This window comes from Pseudomonas sp. BCA17 (genome assembly GCF_004519405.1).
GTDB lineage: Bacteria > Pseudomonadota > Gammaproteobacteria > Pseudomonadales > Pseudomonadaceae > Aquipseudomonas.
In genome coordinates, this window is record NZ_SGWI01000006.1 from 407,226 (window position 1) to 420,853 (window position 13,628).

Sequence of the window (13,628 nt, forward strand, 5' to 3'; positions counted from 1 at the left end):
CGTTCATCACTGGAGCGCTTCATGGCCACTTTCATCAAGACCGCCGCCCTGCTGGCCCTCGCGCTTACCGCCGGCAGCGTATGGGCTGCCGGCAAACCGAACACGCAAACCATCTCGACCTTGGGCGGCAAATTCACCTTCAGCCTGCCCAAGGCCTACACCGCCGATGCGCTGCCTTCCGGCAAGGCAGAGGATGGCACCGCCGATACCCAGGGCACGTTGTACGCCAACGCAACCACGAAAAGTGTAGTGATCGTCGCCGAAACCGTGCGCAATGATGGAGCAACGATCAAGGATAACGACCCGCAATTCCTCGATGGCGCCGTGGCCGACTTCGTCAAGAGCCAGAGCGCGGCCCTGCCCGACTTCAAGAAGCAGAACGAGAGAAAACTGACGTTCAAGGGCCTGGGCCTGCGTCAAGTGGACAGCACCGCGACCCAAGGCGGCGGCAAGACTCTGAACTCCACCTTTTTGGGCGGCTCAGGCAGCCATTTGCTGGTGATCCAGGCGATTTCCCGGGCGGATGATGCAAAGGGGCACGCCGAACTGGTCAAGCAGATCACCGGCGGCAAATAACCCGATCGCTCATCAATGAAGAGCCAATGTGCGAGGGGGCCTGCGCCCGATTGCGCTGTATCAATCGCCTATTCCGGGGCTGATACACCGCAATCGGGAGCAAGCCCCCTCGTACATTCTGGGCGTGCGTTTATCTCAGGCTTTTCTCCAGCCAGGCCTTGAGGTCCTGCACTTCCGCCTCGCTCACGGTATGCGGCATGCCCATATACCCGTGAAACTCCGGCTTCAAACCCAAGCCCAGCAACACCTCGTTCGCCCGCGTGGCCGAGGTGTACGCCAGCGCCTGATCCAACGTGCCATGGCCAATAAAGATGGCCAACTTATCCAATGCCGCATCCGGTTTCAGCTCGGCCTTGAGCACCGGCAACACGCTGCCGCTCAACGCCGCGATCCCACGCACCAACGCAGGCTTTCGCAAACCCACCTCGTAGGACATGATCGCGCCCTGGCTGAACCCAACCAGGAACACCCGATCACTTTGAGTGTGATATTTGGCAGTCGCCTGGGTCACGAAGTCTTCGATCAGCTTGGCGCTGCGTTGCAGGTCAGCCGTCTCGCCATCGTACTCGCCGTCACCGGGTTTCCTGGCAAACCAGCGATAACCACTGGGATCCACCGGCATCGGCGCACGCACCGACAGGTACGTCCAGGTGGATGGCAGCGCATCCTTGATGCCGAACAGGTCTTCCTCGTTACTGCCGAAACCATGCAGGAAAATCACCAACGGTTGGTTGCGCGCATCCCCCTGGGTCTGTTCCAGGTAGGACAGCGGCAAGTCGGTGTGCAAGGTGGAATCGGCCTGAGCAGCGCCGGCCAGCAAAACCAAGGTCAAGGCGAAGAATTTGAACATGGGTAACCTCAAGGTTTGCGCAGCAGATAGGTGTCCATGATCCAGCCATTGGCCAGGCGCCCGGCCTTGCGCACCCGCTCGATGTCTTCAGCCACCTGCGCCACTTTGCCACTGATGAGGATTTCATCCGGCGTGCCCAGATAGGCGCCCCAGTAAATATCCAGGTCCTGATCGACCACAGTGCGGTAGGAGTCTTCGGCGTCGAGCATTACCACCAGGGTGTCGGCATCACTCGCCTGCCCTGCCGCCAAACGCCGCCCGGTGGTGATCTCGATGGAACGGCCGATACGGTTCAGGGGCACTTTGTGCCGGGCCGCCAGGGCTTGCACACTGGTAATGCCGGGGATCACTTCGAATTCAAACGTACAGCGGCCACTGGCAAGGATCGCCTGCAAGATACGAATGGTGCTGTCGTACAGCGCAGGGTCGCCCCACGCCAGGAACGCGCCCACCTCGCCGTCGGCCATTTCCTCATTGATCATGCGTTCAAAGGTCGCCTGCTTGTCGCGGTTCAGGTCCTGCACGGCGGAGGTGTAGTCGACGTCACCGCGCACGCGCTCGGGGCAGTCGGCCTCGACAAAACGGTAGCCCGGGTCGGTGATGTAGGTCTGGCAGATTTCACGCCGCAGGTCGATCAACTTGTCTTTGCTTTGGCCCTTGTCCATCAGGAAAAACACATCGGTACGGTTGAGCGCCTTCACGGCCTGCATCGTGATGTAGTCGGGGTTGCCGGCGCCAATGCCGATGATCAGGATGGTTTTCATGGGGTGCTCTCAGTGCGGGGCGTGGATTTTGCCATGTTCGCGGGGTCAGGCGTGAGTTTCCAGGCGCAGGCGCCATACGGTGTTGAAGCGCAGCTCAGTGGTGGACAGCGGCTCCACGTCGATCCGGTAGAACATCGAAAGCGGCAGCTGCATGACGTACAACAGGGCAGCGCGGATCACAAACGGATGGGTGACAGCCACCACATGGCCGGGTTGGGGTTCGAGGGATTTCATCCACCGCCCCACTCGCGTACAAATCTGCTCCACTGACTCGCCGCCGTGAGGCGCGCTGTGGCTGTCGGTCGTCCATTCCAGCAGCAGCTCGCTATCGAGCTGGCCGATGTCCTGTCCTTTCCAACAACCTACGTCACCATCGCGCAAGGCGTGTTCGATGTGCGGGTCAGCGCCGAACAAGCCGGCAGTCTGCCGGGTTCTAGCCTCCGGCCCGCATAACAAGCGCATTTTCTTCGGGTAGCGGCCGCTCAGGGATTGCGCTGCAGCTTGCCAATCCATTGCGACAGATTCGTCATCGGGGAACCTGCCCTGCTTTTGAAAGGGCGTCAGGGCATGGCAGATCAGTGTCAGACGGGTGGCCTGCATCGTAAAGGGCTTCAACTCGGAGGATCAGGCGGTCAAGACTGGCGCAGTTATGTCTATTGCGCAACGCTGGGCGGCTTTGGGGGGGGGCAGCGCTGGATATGGGTGTGGTGTGGTGTGGGTGTATATCCGTTATTTGGGCCACGGCCGCTGATGGTTCCGCTCTTACAGCGGGTCACTTTTGGTGGGACCCAAAAGTAACCAAAAGGTCCTTGCCCCACCACTCGGTGCCTCGCCTGGGCTCGGCATGCCCTCACTCCGGCTTGAATCCGTGGGCCGCCGTCATGGGCCATCCCTGGCCCAGGACGGCTAACCCGGCGTCCTGCCGGGTTACCCACGGATTCAAGCCTGCGTTCGGCCAGCGTGGTTTTATGGGGCGCTTAAGATCAAGATCAAAAGCCAGATCAAGAGCAGATCAGGAGCAGATCAGGAGCAGATCAGGAGCAGATCGGTATCTCCCTGATGGAATCGGTCAATCAAACCACTCTCGCCGCCCCTCAAACGTTCCTTCAATCAGCGCTATGATCATCTGCACGGCTTCAGCATCCTGGGCTTGCGCATTCACCGCCAACCACACCTGGCGCTGCATGCTCTCGGTCACCAATCCCGGCAGCCCCACCAGGCCTCGGTCAAAACTTCCCATGTAGTGCGGCAACAGCCCAATGCACGCGCCACAACGGATCATCTCCAGCATCAACGAATAGGCCTGCACCTGCACCACGGACGCCTGGCGTTCTTCAATCACCCTGTTCCAGGGCTGCAAGGCGTCGACCTGCGTATCCGGTTGCCACTGCACCAGCATGTAGTCATCCAGATCTTCCACACTGTCCGGGCGCGTCGTCAGCCGTGAATAGCGCTTGGCGATATGCGGCAAGTACTGCAAAACCGCCAGGCGCCGAGGGGCTTCGGTCGCAAAGCTTGGACCGGGCGCGGGGCCGTCGGCGTCCGACAGCCACACCACCACATCTGCATTCACCGACTGCAGGGCCAATGGGCTGTCGATGGAAATAATCTGCAGACGCACGCTGGCGTTACGGCGCAGCAAGGCGATCAGGTCGCGACCGAGGATGTCATGCAGGATCGGCTCGGCCACGGCCAGGCGGATCAGTGGTTGTTCGGCCACCGGCACGCGCCGCGCGTGGGCCAGGTTTATCAACCGCGCCTGCAGGAGCAGGCCGTCACGGCTGAGCACCAAGCCGTTGCCCTGATAGCTGAACAAGGCATGCCGCACGTGTTCTTCCAGCTGCATCAGGCGCTTGCGCAACAGTGTCACCTTGATGTTCAAACTGCGTGCCGCCTGCATGAAACAACCGCAACGCGCGCTCACCAGGAAGTAACGCGCCACCTCCGGTTCAATCTCATCGGCCAGTGCCAGCCAGGCACTGCGCGGCTCGTTCGACGCGTGATAAGCGGCGGCCCCCTGGGGGCCGGAAGGTTCCAGATATGCCATGGGTGACTCCCTGTCTCGTAGGTCTATGCATCCAATGCGTGCTTTCGCGGGTTACTCCAGCACCTTATTCAACTCGGCGCCGTCGATGCTCAAGGTGGCGGTATTGAGCATGCCTTCCAGGTAGGCCTTGGCGATCTGCTCCTGACGCTGGGCGCGCAAGGCTTGGGTAAGGCGCTCGCGCAGTTCATCCAGGGTCGCAGTGCGCGCCGGTTCCTGGGCGGTAAGCTTGAGCACATGGAAGCCCGCCGCACTCTGCACCGCATCCGATACCGCGCCAACCTTGAGGCGCGAGACCGCACCACGCACCTCGGGCACCAGTTGCTGCAAGGGTTGCAACCCAGAATCACCGCCCTGCTGCGCCGTGCCCGGGTCTTGGGAAAACTGCGTGGCCAAGGCGGCAAATTCACCCGGAGCGGCCTGGGCCTTGCGACTCAGCTCCTGAGCCTGGCGACGCACGCCGTCAACGCTCTGCGGGTCATTCACGGCAAGGAAAATCTGGCTGACCCGATACAACGGCGGCGTCAACCACTGGGCCTTGCCATTGTCATAGGCCTGTTGCAATTCAGCCGCGCTGGGGTAATCGGCCGGCACCTGGCTGACCGAGAGCATGTAGTCACGAAACACGATCTGCTCGGTGGCGGCGCGGGTCTGCTGCTCCACTTCCGGGCGCTGGCGCCAGCCTTGGGCGTCGGCCTGTTCGAGCACCGCTTTTTGCGTCAGGCGCGAACGAATCCAGGCTTCCAGCGCGCCACGGTTGCCGCGCAGTTGCTCGCGAGTTTCGGCGGGCAGGCTGGCCAATACGCGTTGCAGTTCAGGCAGGTCGATCTGCTGATTGCCCAGGCGCGCTACCGCAGGTCCCGTGTGCTCTGACTTCAGCGGTTGCTGAGCGGCGACCGGGTCAGTGCCCGGTCGCAGGCTCAAGCCTACCGCCACGACCAGCAAGGTCAGCGCACCCGCGCCGACGAGCAGGGTTGGCTTCTTCACAGGACAGGCGCCTCCTCGTCCATCGGCACCGCAGCAGCCTGAGCTTGCAATTGCGCCGATTGCTGGCTGTAGTCGCGCAGGTACACGATAAACTCCTGCAGCAGGCGGTCCCACAATTCCAACTGGCTGCGCAGATGCGTGACACCGACACCGGCCACCACCACATCCATTTCCATCAGCAGAAACTCACCCTGCAACGACAGCCGCGCAAAGCGCCGCGAGGCGTTCCACACCTGGGCCAAGCCTTGCGGCAACTCACCCTGCACACGCAGCGCGCAGCTGTAAGTGAAGTCCATGTAGTTGCCCTGCTCTGCCGCCGGGTTGCCGAAACGCACGGCGAAGCCGATGCCCTGGCTGGCGCTGAGCAGTTGCACGATGCCGTTCTGCTCGCTCTGGTTAACGCGGTAGCCGGCTTCCTGCAGCAGCTCGGTCAGGCTTTGCGGGGTGACGCTGGAGATCAGTCGAACATCGCTCATAGTGTCTCTTCCTTGTTGATCATGGATTAAGCGCGGTGTGCGGAGCATCAAACCGATTGAGGTACAGGTCATCGCCAAAACCCTGGGCGAGTTCCTCGAACTTCACCCGTGCGCCACTGGCAAAGGGTTGGCGAATGCTCATCACCTCGGCCACATCGATTTTTTCGTAGGCGGCCAGGATCTGCCGGGCCACGCCGTACATCTGTTGATTCTTGGCTGAACATTGCTGCACTTGTGTGTCACGTTCCGTCAATTGCGCCTGCAAGCGGGCACGTTCGGTCTCTTTGCCCTTGGCCAGGACCAGCAGGTCGTCATACGCTTTCTTGAACTTGCCGATCTGTTCATTGCTCGCAGCCACCTGGGCTTGGGCCTGGCTATGCAGACTCTGCTGCTGGCCGGCCAGTTGCTCGGCCACACCGCGGGCCTTTTCCAGTTCGGCAGTCAATTGCTTGATCTGCGCCTGCGCTTGCTTGGCCTGCGCCTCGGCGGCCAGCCGTGCGGCACTGGCCTGGGCCTGCTCGCTTTGCAGTGCCTGCAACTGCTGGGTGGTGCTGCGCAATTGCGTCCGCAGGCGCTCCTCCATGCCCTCGGCCGAAGCGCCCGTGGCAACCAACAGCAGCAACAGCCCGCCTATTCGCATGTTCATGTGGCATCCCCCTGCGCATCAGAAGCGCGTGTTGAGTTCCAGTTGCATCACATCGATATCGAACGGTGCGCCATACACTTCGGAGCCACTCAGCCAACGGGCACTGGCGTAGATGTTCTTGTCGATGCCGTAGTTGCCGCCAATGAAGTAGCCCTTGGCGTTGGTCCCGCCGAGATGGAACGAGGAGTCGTTGAAGCCGTCGGGCAAGGCATCCGGCTGGATGTACTTGTAGCCGGCCAACACGTTCCAGTCGCCACGCTTGCGCATCTCCAGGGCATTACCCAGGGTGAACTGCACCATTGCCGCGTTGCCGCCGCTTTCAAACTGGCCGTTGCTGTTGATGTTGTTGACGATCTGGCCTTCGCTGCGCTTGAGCATCTCGCCCTTGTCGTACGCCAGGTTGTGGATGTAGTTGCCTTGCGTGCGCAGCTTGAAGTCGCTGGGCAGCTCGGTGTCCCAGGCCAGGTTCAGGTCCAGCACATCGAACTTGGACGCCAGGCCCACGAACTGCGGTTGTGGGGTCAGGCCAGGGGTGGCCGGGTTGGGCACGATGTCACGCAGCAGGAAGACGCTGTTGCCCTTTTGCATGAAGGCCAGGCGCGAGCCGTCGCTGTCACACGCCGGTTGTCCGGCCCAGGGCGAGCATGGGCTGGAGCGTTTACCCTCGATATCATCGAAGTGGTAGTAGGCCACCGCACCCTTCAGGTTGTTGCTACGGTTGATCTTCCAGTTGGCACCCACCTGGCCGCCGAACAGCCATTTGGTGTCGCTGTCTTCCTTGTCGAAACCGTTGCTGCTGGCGGCGTCTGAGGTGTATTCCACCGGAAACGCACCCAGGGTGCCGAACACGCCCCATTCGTTATTCAGCGCATGGTTGAAGTTGGCGGCGATGCCGTCGAAGTTCAGGTCCGGGGAATACAGAATGTCGGTGGAATAAAACGGGTTGGCGAAGCGTCCGGCGGTCAGCGTCAGGTCCGGGCTGGCCTTCCAGCTCATGTAGCCCTGGTCGAGCCAGATGTCCTTCTTGCCGAAGCCGCCGCCCAAGGTCTGGGTAGTCGACACCGGGTTGTTGTCGGAGCCGGTGCCGATACGAATGCCGGCGGTCCATTCCGGCGAGATCACCGCCTTCATGCCCAGGCGGGCGCGCAGGCGGAACAGGTTCTGCCGGTCTTTGGTGGTATTGAGCAACGGCGGCAGCTTGGTGTTGGTGTCTTTGTTGACATCGTACGGGCCGCTTTCGTTGAGCTTGGCGTAGTCGACGATTTCGTTGCTGTTGTTGCCCGAGAAGTAGCGCGACTCGTCTCGCAGACGGATATCGCCGTCGAACGTGATGCGCGACACCCAGTCCGGGAAGGTATTGGGCTGTGCCCAGTTTTCCTGTTTGGCAGTGGCCATGACTTCAGCTTTGACCTGGTCACGAATCTGGTCACGCACCGCCTGTGGCACATACTGCACCCGGACATCCCCAGGGGCCGCCGCAGGGCCGCTGGCGACCACCGGGGCAGCGTTGGCCTGGCGCGCCTGTTGGGCCTGCTGCTCGGCCTGGGCGATCAAGCCATTTGCTGCGTCCTGGGTCAGCACACCTTGCTGCACCAGCAGGCGGATCAAATTGATCGTGACGTTTTCCGAGGGTGCAACCGGTGCTGCCGACGCCTGGCTGACCAGGGTGGCGATGACCATGCCGACCGCCAGGGTCAGTCGATTCACGGGGGAAATCATGTGTACGCAACTCCTGTCAAAAATGGGGTTTGATCAATCCGGGCGTCGGCCCTTGAGCGACAGCCGCACCGGCATGGTCACGGCCGCCGGGACGCGTTGTGTTGCATGGGGCATACGCAAGGCGGCAAGCACTTGTGCATCGGTCTCGGCGTCGCCGCTGGACTTCACCAGCTCAGCCCGCGTCACCTGGCCCTCGGCGCTGAGCCACAAATCGGCCTGCACCGCATAAGCCTTCTTGCGTAGCTCCGGGTCTTCCCTCAACAGGCGCTGAAACACCCCTGCCAAGTACTGTTTGTAAGTGCCGGTGCCCAAGCCACCACCGCCGGAACCGGCCATGCCGCCGCCCTTGCCCGCACCGATGTTGAAACCGTCGTTGCCGGACTGCGCATCGCCGTCGATCTGCATCGGATTGGCCAGGTCATCGGCCGGTGACGGCGGTGCTTCCTCCGCCGGCTTGACCTCTTCCGGTTCGGGGGTGGGCACCGGCTCCGGGATTTTTTCTTCAACCTGGGGTTCGGGTTCCTTGGGTTTTTCCGGCGGCGGAGGCGGTGGTGGCGGCAGCGGGATAATGGTCGGCACCTTGGGCGCCTCACGGCGCACGCCGCTCATGTCATTGGCCCACTGCCATAAAAACCACGCCGCTACGGCCCCCAGCAGTAAGCCGAGGCCCCACTTCAATGGGCGCAGCGCCGGCTTGTTCTTCGCGGGCACGGGCGGCATCGGGATCTGTGCGGTCATGGCTCAGCCCTGGCTCGGTTTGCCGGTGACCAGCCCGACCTGGGACAGCTCCAGCCGACGCAACAGATCGAGCACCTCGATCACCTTCTGGTACTGCACCAACGCATCACCGCGCACAATCACCGGGAAATCCGGGCTCTGCGCCTTCTCGATACGCAAACGGTCTTCCAGCTCAGCCAGGGTTACCGGGTAGGCATCGAGGAACACCTGGCCGCCATCGTTCACCGAGATGGCCTTGGTCTTGGCTGCGGACAGCGACACCGAGGCACTGGCCTTGGGCAGATGAATCTGGATGCCCGAGACCTGGGCGGTAGCGGTGAGGATGAACATCACCAACACCACCATCAGCACGTCCACCAGAGGTGTGATGTTGATCGTGTCGACGGCGGCATCATCGTCATCGTCGTGGGAGGCATTTACGCTAGCCATGGCGATTCTCCTCAGGCCGACACTGGGGCGTGATGCCCACGACGGTGCGCCGCTTCGCTGGACTGGCTCTCGCCGTGCATCTCCGCCAGGCGGGTGATGAACTCGTCGACGAACACCCGCATATCGGCGCTGACTTCCTTGTTGCGCGTAATCAGGCGGTTGTAGCCGAACAACGCCGGGATCGCGACAAACAGGCCCATGGCCGTGGCCAGCAAAGCCGCCGCCATGCCCGGGGCAATGGCGTTGATGTTCACGTCACCGGCCATGGCCGTGCCGAGGAACACCACCATGATCCCCAGCACCGTACCCAGCAGGCCGATATACGGGCCGCCGGCGATGGCGTTGGACAGGGTCGACAATTTGGAACTGAGTGCCTGGTTTTCCCGGGTACGCACGCCGTCCATGGAGCAGCGGATGGCTTCGATGGTGGCTGCCGACACCGACGATGTGTCGGCCCCCTGGGCACGGCGTGTGCGGATCTCCTTGATCGCCACGCGGTACAGGCGCCACAGCGACGAATGCTCCAGGCGCTCGGCCAGCACGGCATCGTCGTAGTACATCTCCAGGCGCGTACCGATCTGGGCGAACTCGCCGCGGAAGATTTCGTTGGCCGCGCTCACGCGGCTGACCATGCGGTTCTTGCGCAACATGATGAACCACGACTGGAACATCATCGCCACCAGCACCAGGATGATCACCCAGGCATCCACCGGCACGGCCTTGAGCAGGAAACCCAGGCTGCCGAAGCCAAAGCCCGACTGTTCTTCATCCACGCCGTAAACCACCAGTTTCGACTCGGCGCCCTGGGCACTGGCATCGGCCAGCAGCAGTGTGGCCGGACGGGCTACCTTGGACAGGCGCAACTCATCGATCGCCCCGGCGAACGGCAGGTGACCGTTGGCGGCTTCAGGCAGGTCGGCACCGAGCGCCAGTTGCGAATTGAACGCCGGCAACGCCACGGCCAGGCTCGCGGTTTCGCGACCGTTGACGTACAGCGCGAGCTTTTCACCTTCGGCGGTGAACGCCAGGTGTTGCCATTGGCCGGGGTTCAGCGGCTGGGTGGAGGCGGCGCGCTGGCCGTCAACCTCCACAAACGGAGTCCCTTGGTTCACACCGAGCACCAGGCTGTGCGGGCCATCGCGACGGGCCAATACCACCTGCTCGCCACTGGCCTGGTCCAGACGCAGCCAGGCACTGAAGGTGAATGCCCCACCTGCCGCGTGTTGCAACGACGGGCTGGCCGGCAGCAGCAACGGTTGACCGCCGAACTGCAAGGCGCGGCCGATCACGCCGTCGATGCTGGCGCCGCTGGCATTCACCGCCGTATTGCCATAAGCGGTGGTGTCCCGTGGCGGCGTGCCGTTGGCGCCATCGAAGTGGTAGAGGGCGGTGTAATTTGGGTCGAACGTCAGTTGGCCGTTGGCGGTGGACGGTGCTTTCTGGTTGCCGTAGTACATCCAGATGTCCTGGCGCTGGCCGCCTTCGACCTTGGGCACATCGACCCAGATCAGCGCCATGCCCATCAGTGGGTCAAAGCTTTCGATCTGGTGGTTGAACACGGTCTTGTCATCGGCACTGACAAAGCGCAGGTCGGCGCCATCGTCCTTGACCCCATCGAAGCTGAAATTGCCGGTGTGCAGGCGCACCAGCAGCGCGGTACGGCCCAGGGCCTGGTTGATCGCCGCGCCTTGGGCGGTGGTGTCCACGGTGATCTGTTTGCGGTAGTGCCAATCGTCCTGCCACCAGGCATGGGCGGTGGCCGGGAGTGTAAAGCCCAGGCAGATCAACAGGCTCAGGAATAGGCGTTGCATGGGTGAAGTCTCCGGAAGATAAGGTCAGAAAGTCGCCTGCACACTGAAGTGCAACCGCGAGTCCTGTTTCTGGGTGTTCGGTCCATCGAGCAGCGGGTAGCCCCAATCCAGGCTGCCGGATAACCATTTGCTCAAACTGGCGCGGGTGCCCAGGCCAACGCTGGCCAGGCTGTATTCGTCTTCTTGCTCGGCAAGCGGTTTTTGCAGGCGCAGGCGCGCCCCCTCGGCGAACGCGTAGAAACGCCATTCCTGCACATAACTGCCGAGGAACCTGGCGAGGGACGGTGTGCGCATTTCCTGGGAGAACAGGATGCCCTCATCGCCCGTGCGCTCCGCAGCGAGGTAGCCGCGCACCGAAGTGGCCCCCCCGGCGGAATACTGTTCGTTGGAGACCAGCGGGCCCGAGGCCAGTTGGAAGCCGCTCTTGGTCGCCGACTGCCAGTCGTTGCTGAAGGTGTAGGTGTAATTCACGTCACCCTTGAGCACCGCGAAACTGGGGCTGGCCTTGTAGCGCTTGTACTCGAAGTCCTGTGAGTCGCTGCCATAGCCAAAGAACGCGCGGGTGCCCACCACCAGGTTCAAGCCCAGGCCCAGGGAAGACTGCTCGCTGTAGCGATAGCCGTTGTAGCCGAACGTGAATGGCGCGTATTTGAGCGGCACCTGGTCACTGTTGCTGCCCAACTTCAGTTGTTCGTCGAAGTCCTTGAAGTCCACGCCGAAGGAGAACGAATGGGCCCAGTTATCACTGGCCGGCAGGTTGTAGATGGCCGACACACCGTAGGAATGGCCCTTGCCCAACACGTTGCTGCCGCCGATGGTTGCGATATTGCTGTCGGACTGGTAACCGGAGAACTGCAAGGTCCAGCGCTCATTCAACGGGGCGCTGTAGGAGCCCGACCAGACCTTGGCATTGCTAGTGTCCTCGGGTGCGGTGAAATAGGTCAGGGAAATGCTGTGACCCAGTTGCCAGAGGTTGTCGTAACCCACGGTCGCTACCGAGCGCAGCTCTTTGGTGTCGGCGCTGTAGTCGTTGTTCAGGCCGACGCTGGCGTGCCAGGGGTTCTGGTCTTCGACCTGCAGGTCGACGTCCATGGTGCCCGGGCGCTGCCCTTCGCGTACCAGCGGCGTCACTTGCCGACCGACGCCACGGTTGAGCCCCGCCAGCTGGGTTTGCACGCTGGTGAAATCCGGCACCGCGCCTTCCTTGAGCGCCGGCACGTCTTCGCGGATTTCCACCGGCGAATAGTGCTTGGCGCCGACCACCCGCACCCGGCCAACCTTGGTTTCGCTGACTTGCAGATAGACGATGCCGTCATCGACTTTCTGCTCGGGCAACTCCACAAACACCGATTGGTAGCCGCGCGCCTGGTAGATCTTCTGCAACGCATCGCGTGCGCCTTCAATATCGCCGAGGGTCTTTTGCGGACCCAGGAACGGGTACACCGCTTCCTCGATCGCCGCCGCATCGAGTACGGTATTGCCGCGCACGAAGTATTCGTTGACGTCCACCCGGCGTGCCGCGCCCTCCTCTTCGGCCCACGCGGGTTGGGCCAAGGCCCCCAGCGTCAGGCACAGCGCCAGCGTTGACTTGAACAGATGCTCCACACCGCCCCCCGGTTGTCTAAAAAAGAGTTGTCTAGAAAAGTTATGCGCCTTCGCCGATTGCACGGCGTTCGGCCTGCTCAATTGCTGGTGGTCGAAAGATGGCTGTGCCGGGCCAGCCAGGTGTGCAGCAGGGCGAAGTTCAAGGAGAACTCCGGCATGTGCAGCAAGGCGCCACAAAACACTTCACCGATGATTTTCTGGATGAGTTGCACCGCACGCGGGTTGTTCAGCAACGTGGCGATGTCGCGCTGCAGGGCGTGAATGCCCCACACTTTCTGGTTCAGGTCGAGGCCGACGAACCAGCGGAACAGCAGGTTGTAATTGAGCTGTTCGTGCAGCTGCTGTTCGCTGGGTACCGAATACAGCAGTTGCAGCAGCAGGATGTGCACCACGGTGTGCGGGGCAATCAACATGCCCGGCTCGGCCTGGAGCAGGTCACGGTGCTGGTCGAGCACTTCGTCGATCTGCGGGCGCAGCAACACCAGCGAATGGCCGTCGGGGATGTAGCTGGAGACCTCCTTCAAGGCGCCCTGCCAATCGTCCTGAGAGACGATCCACACCCACGGCGCGCCGTAGCGGTACACCGAAACCGGCTTCTTGCGCGCGGCTTCGACGATCTTCGACAGGCGCTGATCGAGCTCCTGCATGCCGACTTTCGAGTAACGTTCCATAGTTCCCATGTGCCCCACTCCTGGCGTCCTGCTGACGGCTTTGGAGGGGACTTTTGATCGCCTCCAGCGCGTTACATAGGCAAGACGGGAGTGGATGCGGGCTACCGAACTTTTGTCATGAAAGCTTCATTTTGGATTGAGAGGGGGGCATTTTTTCAGCTGGGCTTTTTGGGTGCATATCCGTTATTTGGGTAACGGCGGCTTATGGTTCCGCTCTTACAGCGGCTCACTTTTGAAGAGCGCAAAAGTAAGCAAAACGCTCTTGCCCCACCACTCGGCACCTCGCCCAGGCTCGGTGTGCCCTCACTCCGG

14 protein-coding genes are annotated in these 13,628 nt (G+C 61.9%); 1 reads left to right on the forward strand and 13 read right to left on the reverse strand.

Translation table 11 applies throughout. From position 1 onward, the window contains the following. The first annotated feature begins 21 nt into the window (after positions 1-21). Positions 22-576 carry a hypothetical protein gene (locus EXW71_RS22540; RefSeq protein ID WP_134659538.1) on the forward strand — a complete coding sequence of 185 codons (555 nt, stop codon included), beginning with the start codon at positions 22-24 and terminating at the stop codon, positions 574-576. 130 nt (positions 577-706) lie between these two features. On the opposite strand, the gene EXW71_RS22545 is transcribed toward EXW71_RS22540, so the two are convergent. The 13 genes from EXW71_RS22545 to EXW71_RS29475 all read right to left on the reverse strand — a co-directional run bounded on the left by EXW71_RS22545 (position 707) and on the right by EXW71_RS29475 (position 13,316). Further along, positions 707-1,426, reverse strand: a complete 720-nt coding sequence (locus EXW71_RS22545; protein WP_123718039.1) for an alpha/beta hydrolase — start codon at positions 1,424-1,426, stop codon at positions 707-709. 8 nt (positions 1,427-1,434) lie between these two features. After that, the gene (gene cobF / locus EXW71_RS22550; protein WP_134659536.1) at positions 1,435-2,190 is read right to left on the reverse strand and encodes a precorrin-6A synthase (deacetylating); all 756 of its coding nucleotides are present in this window, start codon (positions 2,188-2,190) and stop codon (positions 1,435-1,437) included. A gap of 45 nt (positions 2,191-2,235) precedes the next feature. After that, complete coding sequence (locus EXW71_RS22555; RefSeq protein ID WP_134659534.1) at positions 2,236-2,790, reverse strand: histidine phosphatase family protein; 555 nt, start codon at positions 2,788-2,790, stop codon at positions 2,236-2,238. Positions 2,791-3,259: 469 nt separating this feature from the next. Then, positions 3,260-4,237: a LysR family transcriptional regulator gene (locus EXW71_RS22560; protein WP_134661332.1), complete on the reverse strand. Its 978-nt coding sequence runs from the start codon at positions 4,235-4,237 to the stop codon at positions 3,260-3,262. A gap of 51 nt (positions 4,238-4,288) precedes the next feature. After that, the gene (locus EXW71_RS22565) at positions 4,289-5,221 is read right to left on the reverse strand and encodes a peptidylprolyl isomerase (protein ID WP_134661333.1); all 933 of its coding nucleotides are present in this window, start codon (positions 5,219-5,221) and stop codon (positions 4,289-4,291) included. Beyond that, positions 5,218-5,697: a YbjN domain-containing protein gene (locus EXW71_RS22570; RefSeq protein WP_134661334.1), complete on the reverse strand. Its 480-nt coding sequence runs from the start codon at positions 5,695-5,697 to the stop codon at positions 5,218-5,220. The genes EXW71_RS22565 and EXW71_RS22570 overlap by 4 nt, the downstream gene beginning before the upstream one ends. Before the next feature lie 19 nt (positions 5,698-5,716). Then, entirely contained in the window at positions 5,717-6,343 is a 627-nt protein-coding gene (locus EXW71_RS22575) for a DNA repair protein (protein WP_134661335.1), read from the reverse strand. Between the two features lie 18 nt (positions 6,344-6,361). Then, entirely contained in the window at positions 6,362-8,062 is a 1,701-nt protein-coding gene (locus tag EXW71_RS22580; RefSeq protein WP_134661336.1) for a putative porin, read from the reverse strand. A gap of 33 nt (positions 8,063-8,095) precedes the next feature. Then, positions 8,096-8,800, reverse strand: a complete 705-nt coding sequence (locus tag EXW71_RS22585; protein ID WP_134661337.1) for an energy transducer TonB — start codon at positions 8,798-8,800, stop codon at positions 8,096-8,098. A gap of 3 nt (positions 8,801-8,803) precedes the next feature. After that, positions 8,804-9,229 (reverse strand): biopolymer transporter ExbD, encoded by a 426-nt coding sequence (locus tag EXW71_RS22590; protein WP_134661338.1) that lies wholly within the window; start codon positions 9,227-9,229, stop codon positions 8,804-8,806. Between the two features lie 11 nt (positions 9,230-9,240). Then, complete coding sequence (locus EXW71_RS22595) at positions 9,241-11,040, reverse strand: DUF2341 domain-containing protein (protein WP_134661339.1); 1,800 nt, start codon at positions 11,038-11,040, stop codon at positions 9,241-9,243. Positions 11,041-11,064: 24 nt separating this feature from the next. Continuing rightward, positions 11,065-12,645, reverse strand: coding sequence for a ShlB/FhaC/HecB family hemolysin secretion/activation protein (locus tag EXW71_RS22600; protein WP_134661340.1), 1,581 nt, complete (start codon positions 12,643-12,645; stop codon positions 11,065-11,067). 77 nt (positions 12,646-12,722) lie between these two features. Then, on the reverse strand, positions 12,723-13,316 hold the full coding sequence (locus EXW71_RS29475) for a transposase (protein WP_134661341.1): 594 nt from the start codon (positions 13,314-13,316) through the stop codon (positions 12,723-12,725). Positions 13,317-13,628 lie beyond the last annotated feature (312 nt).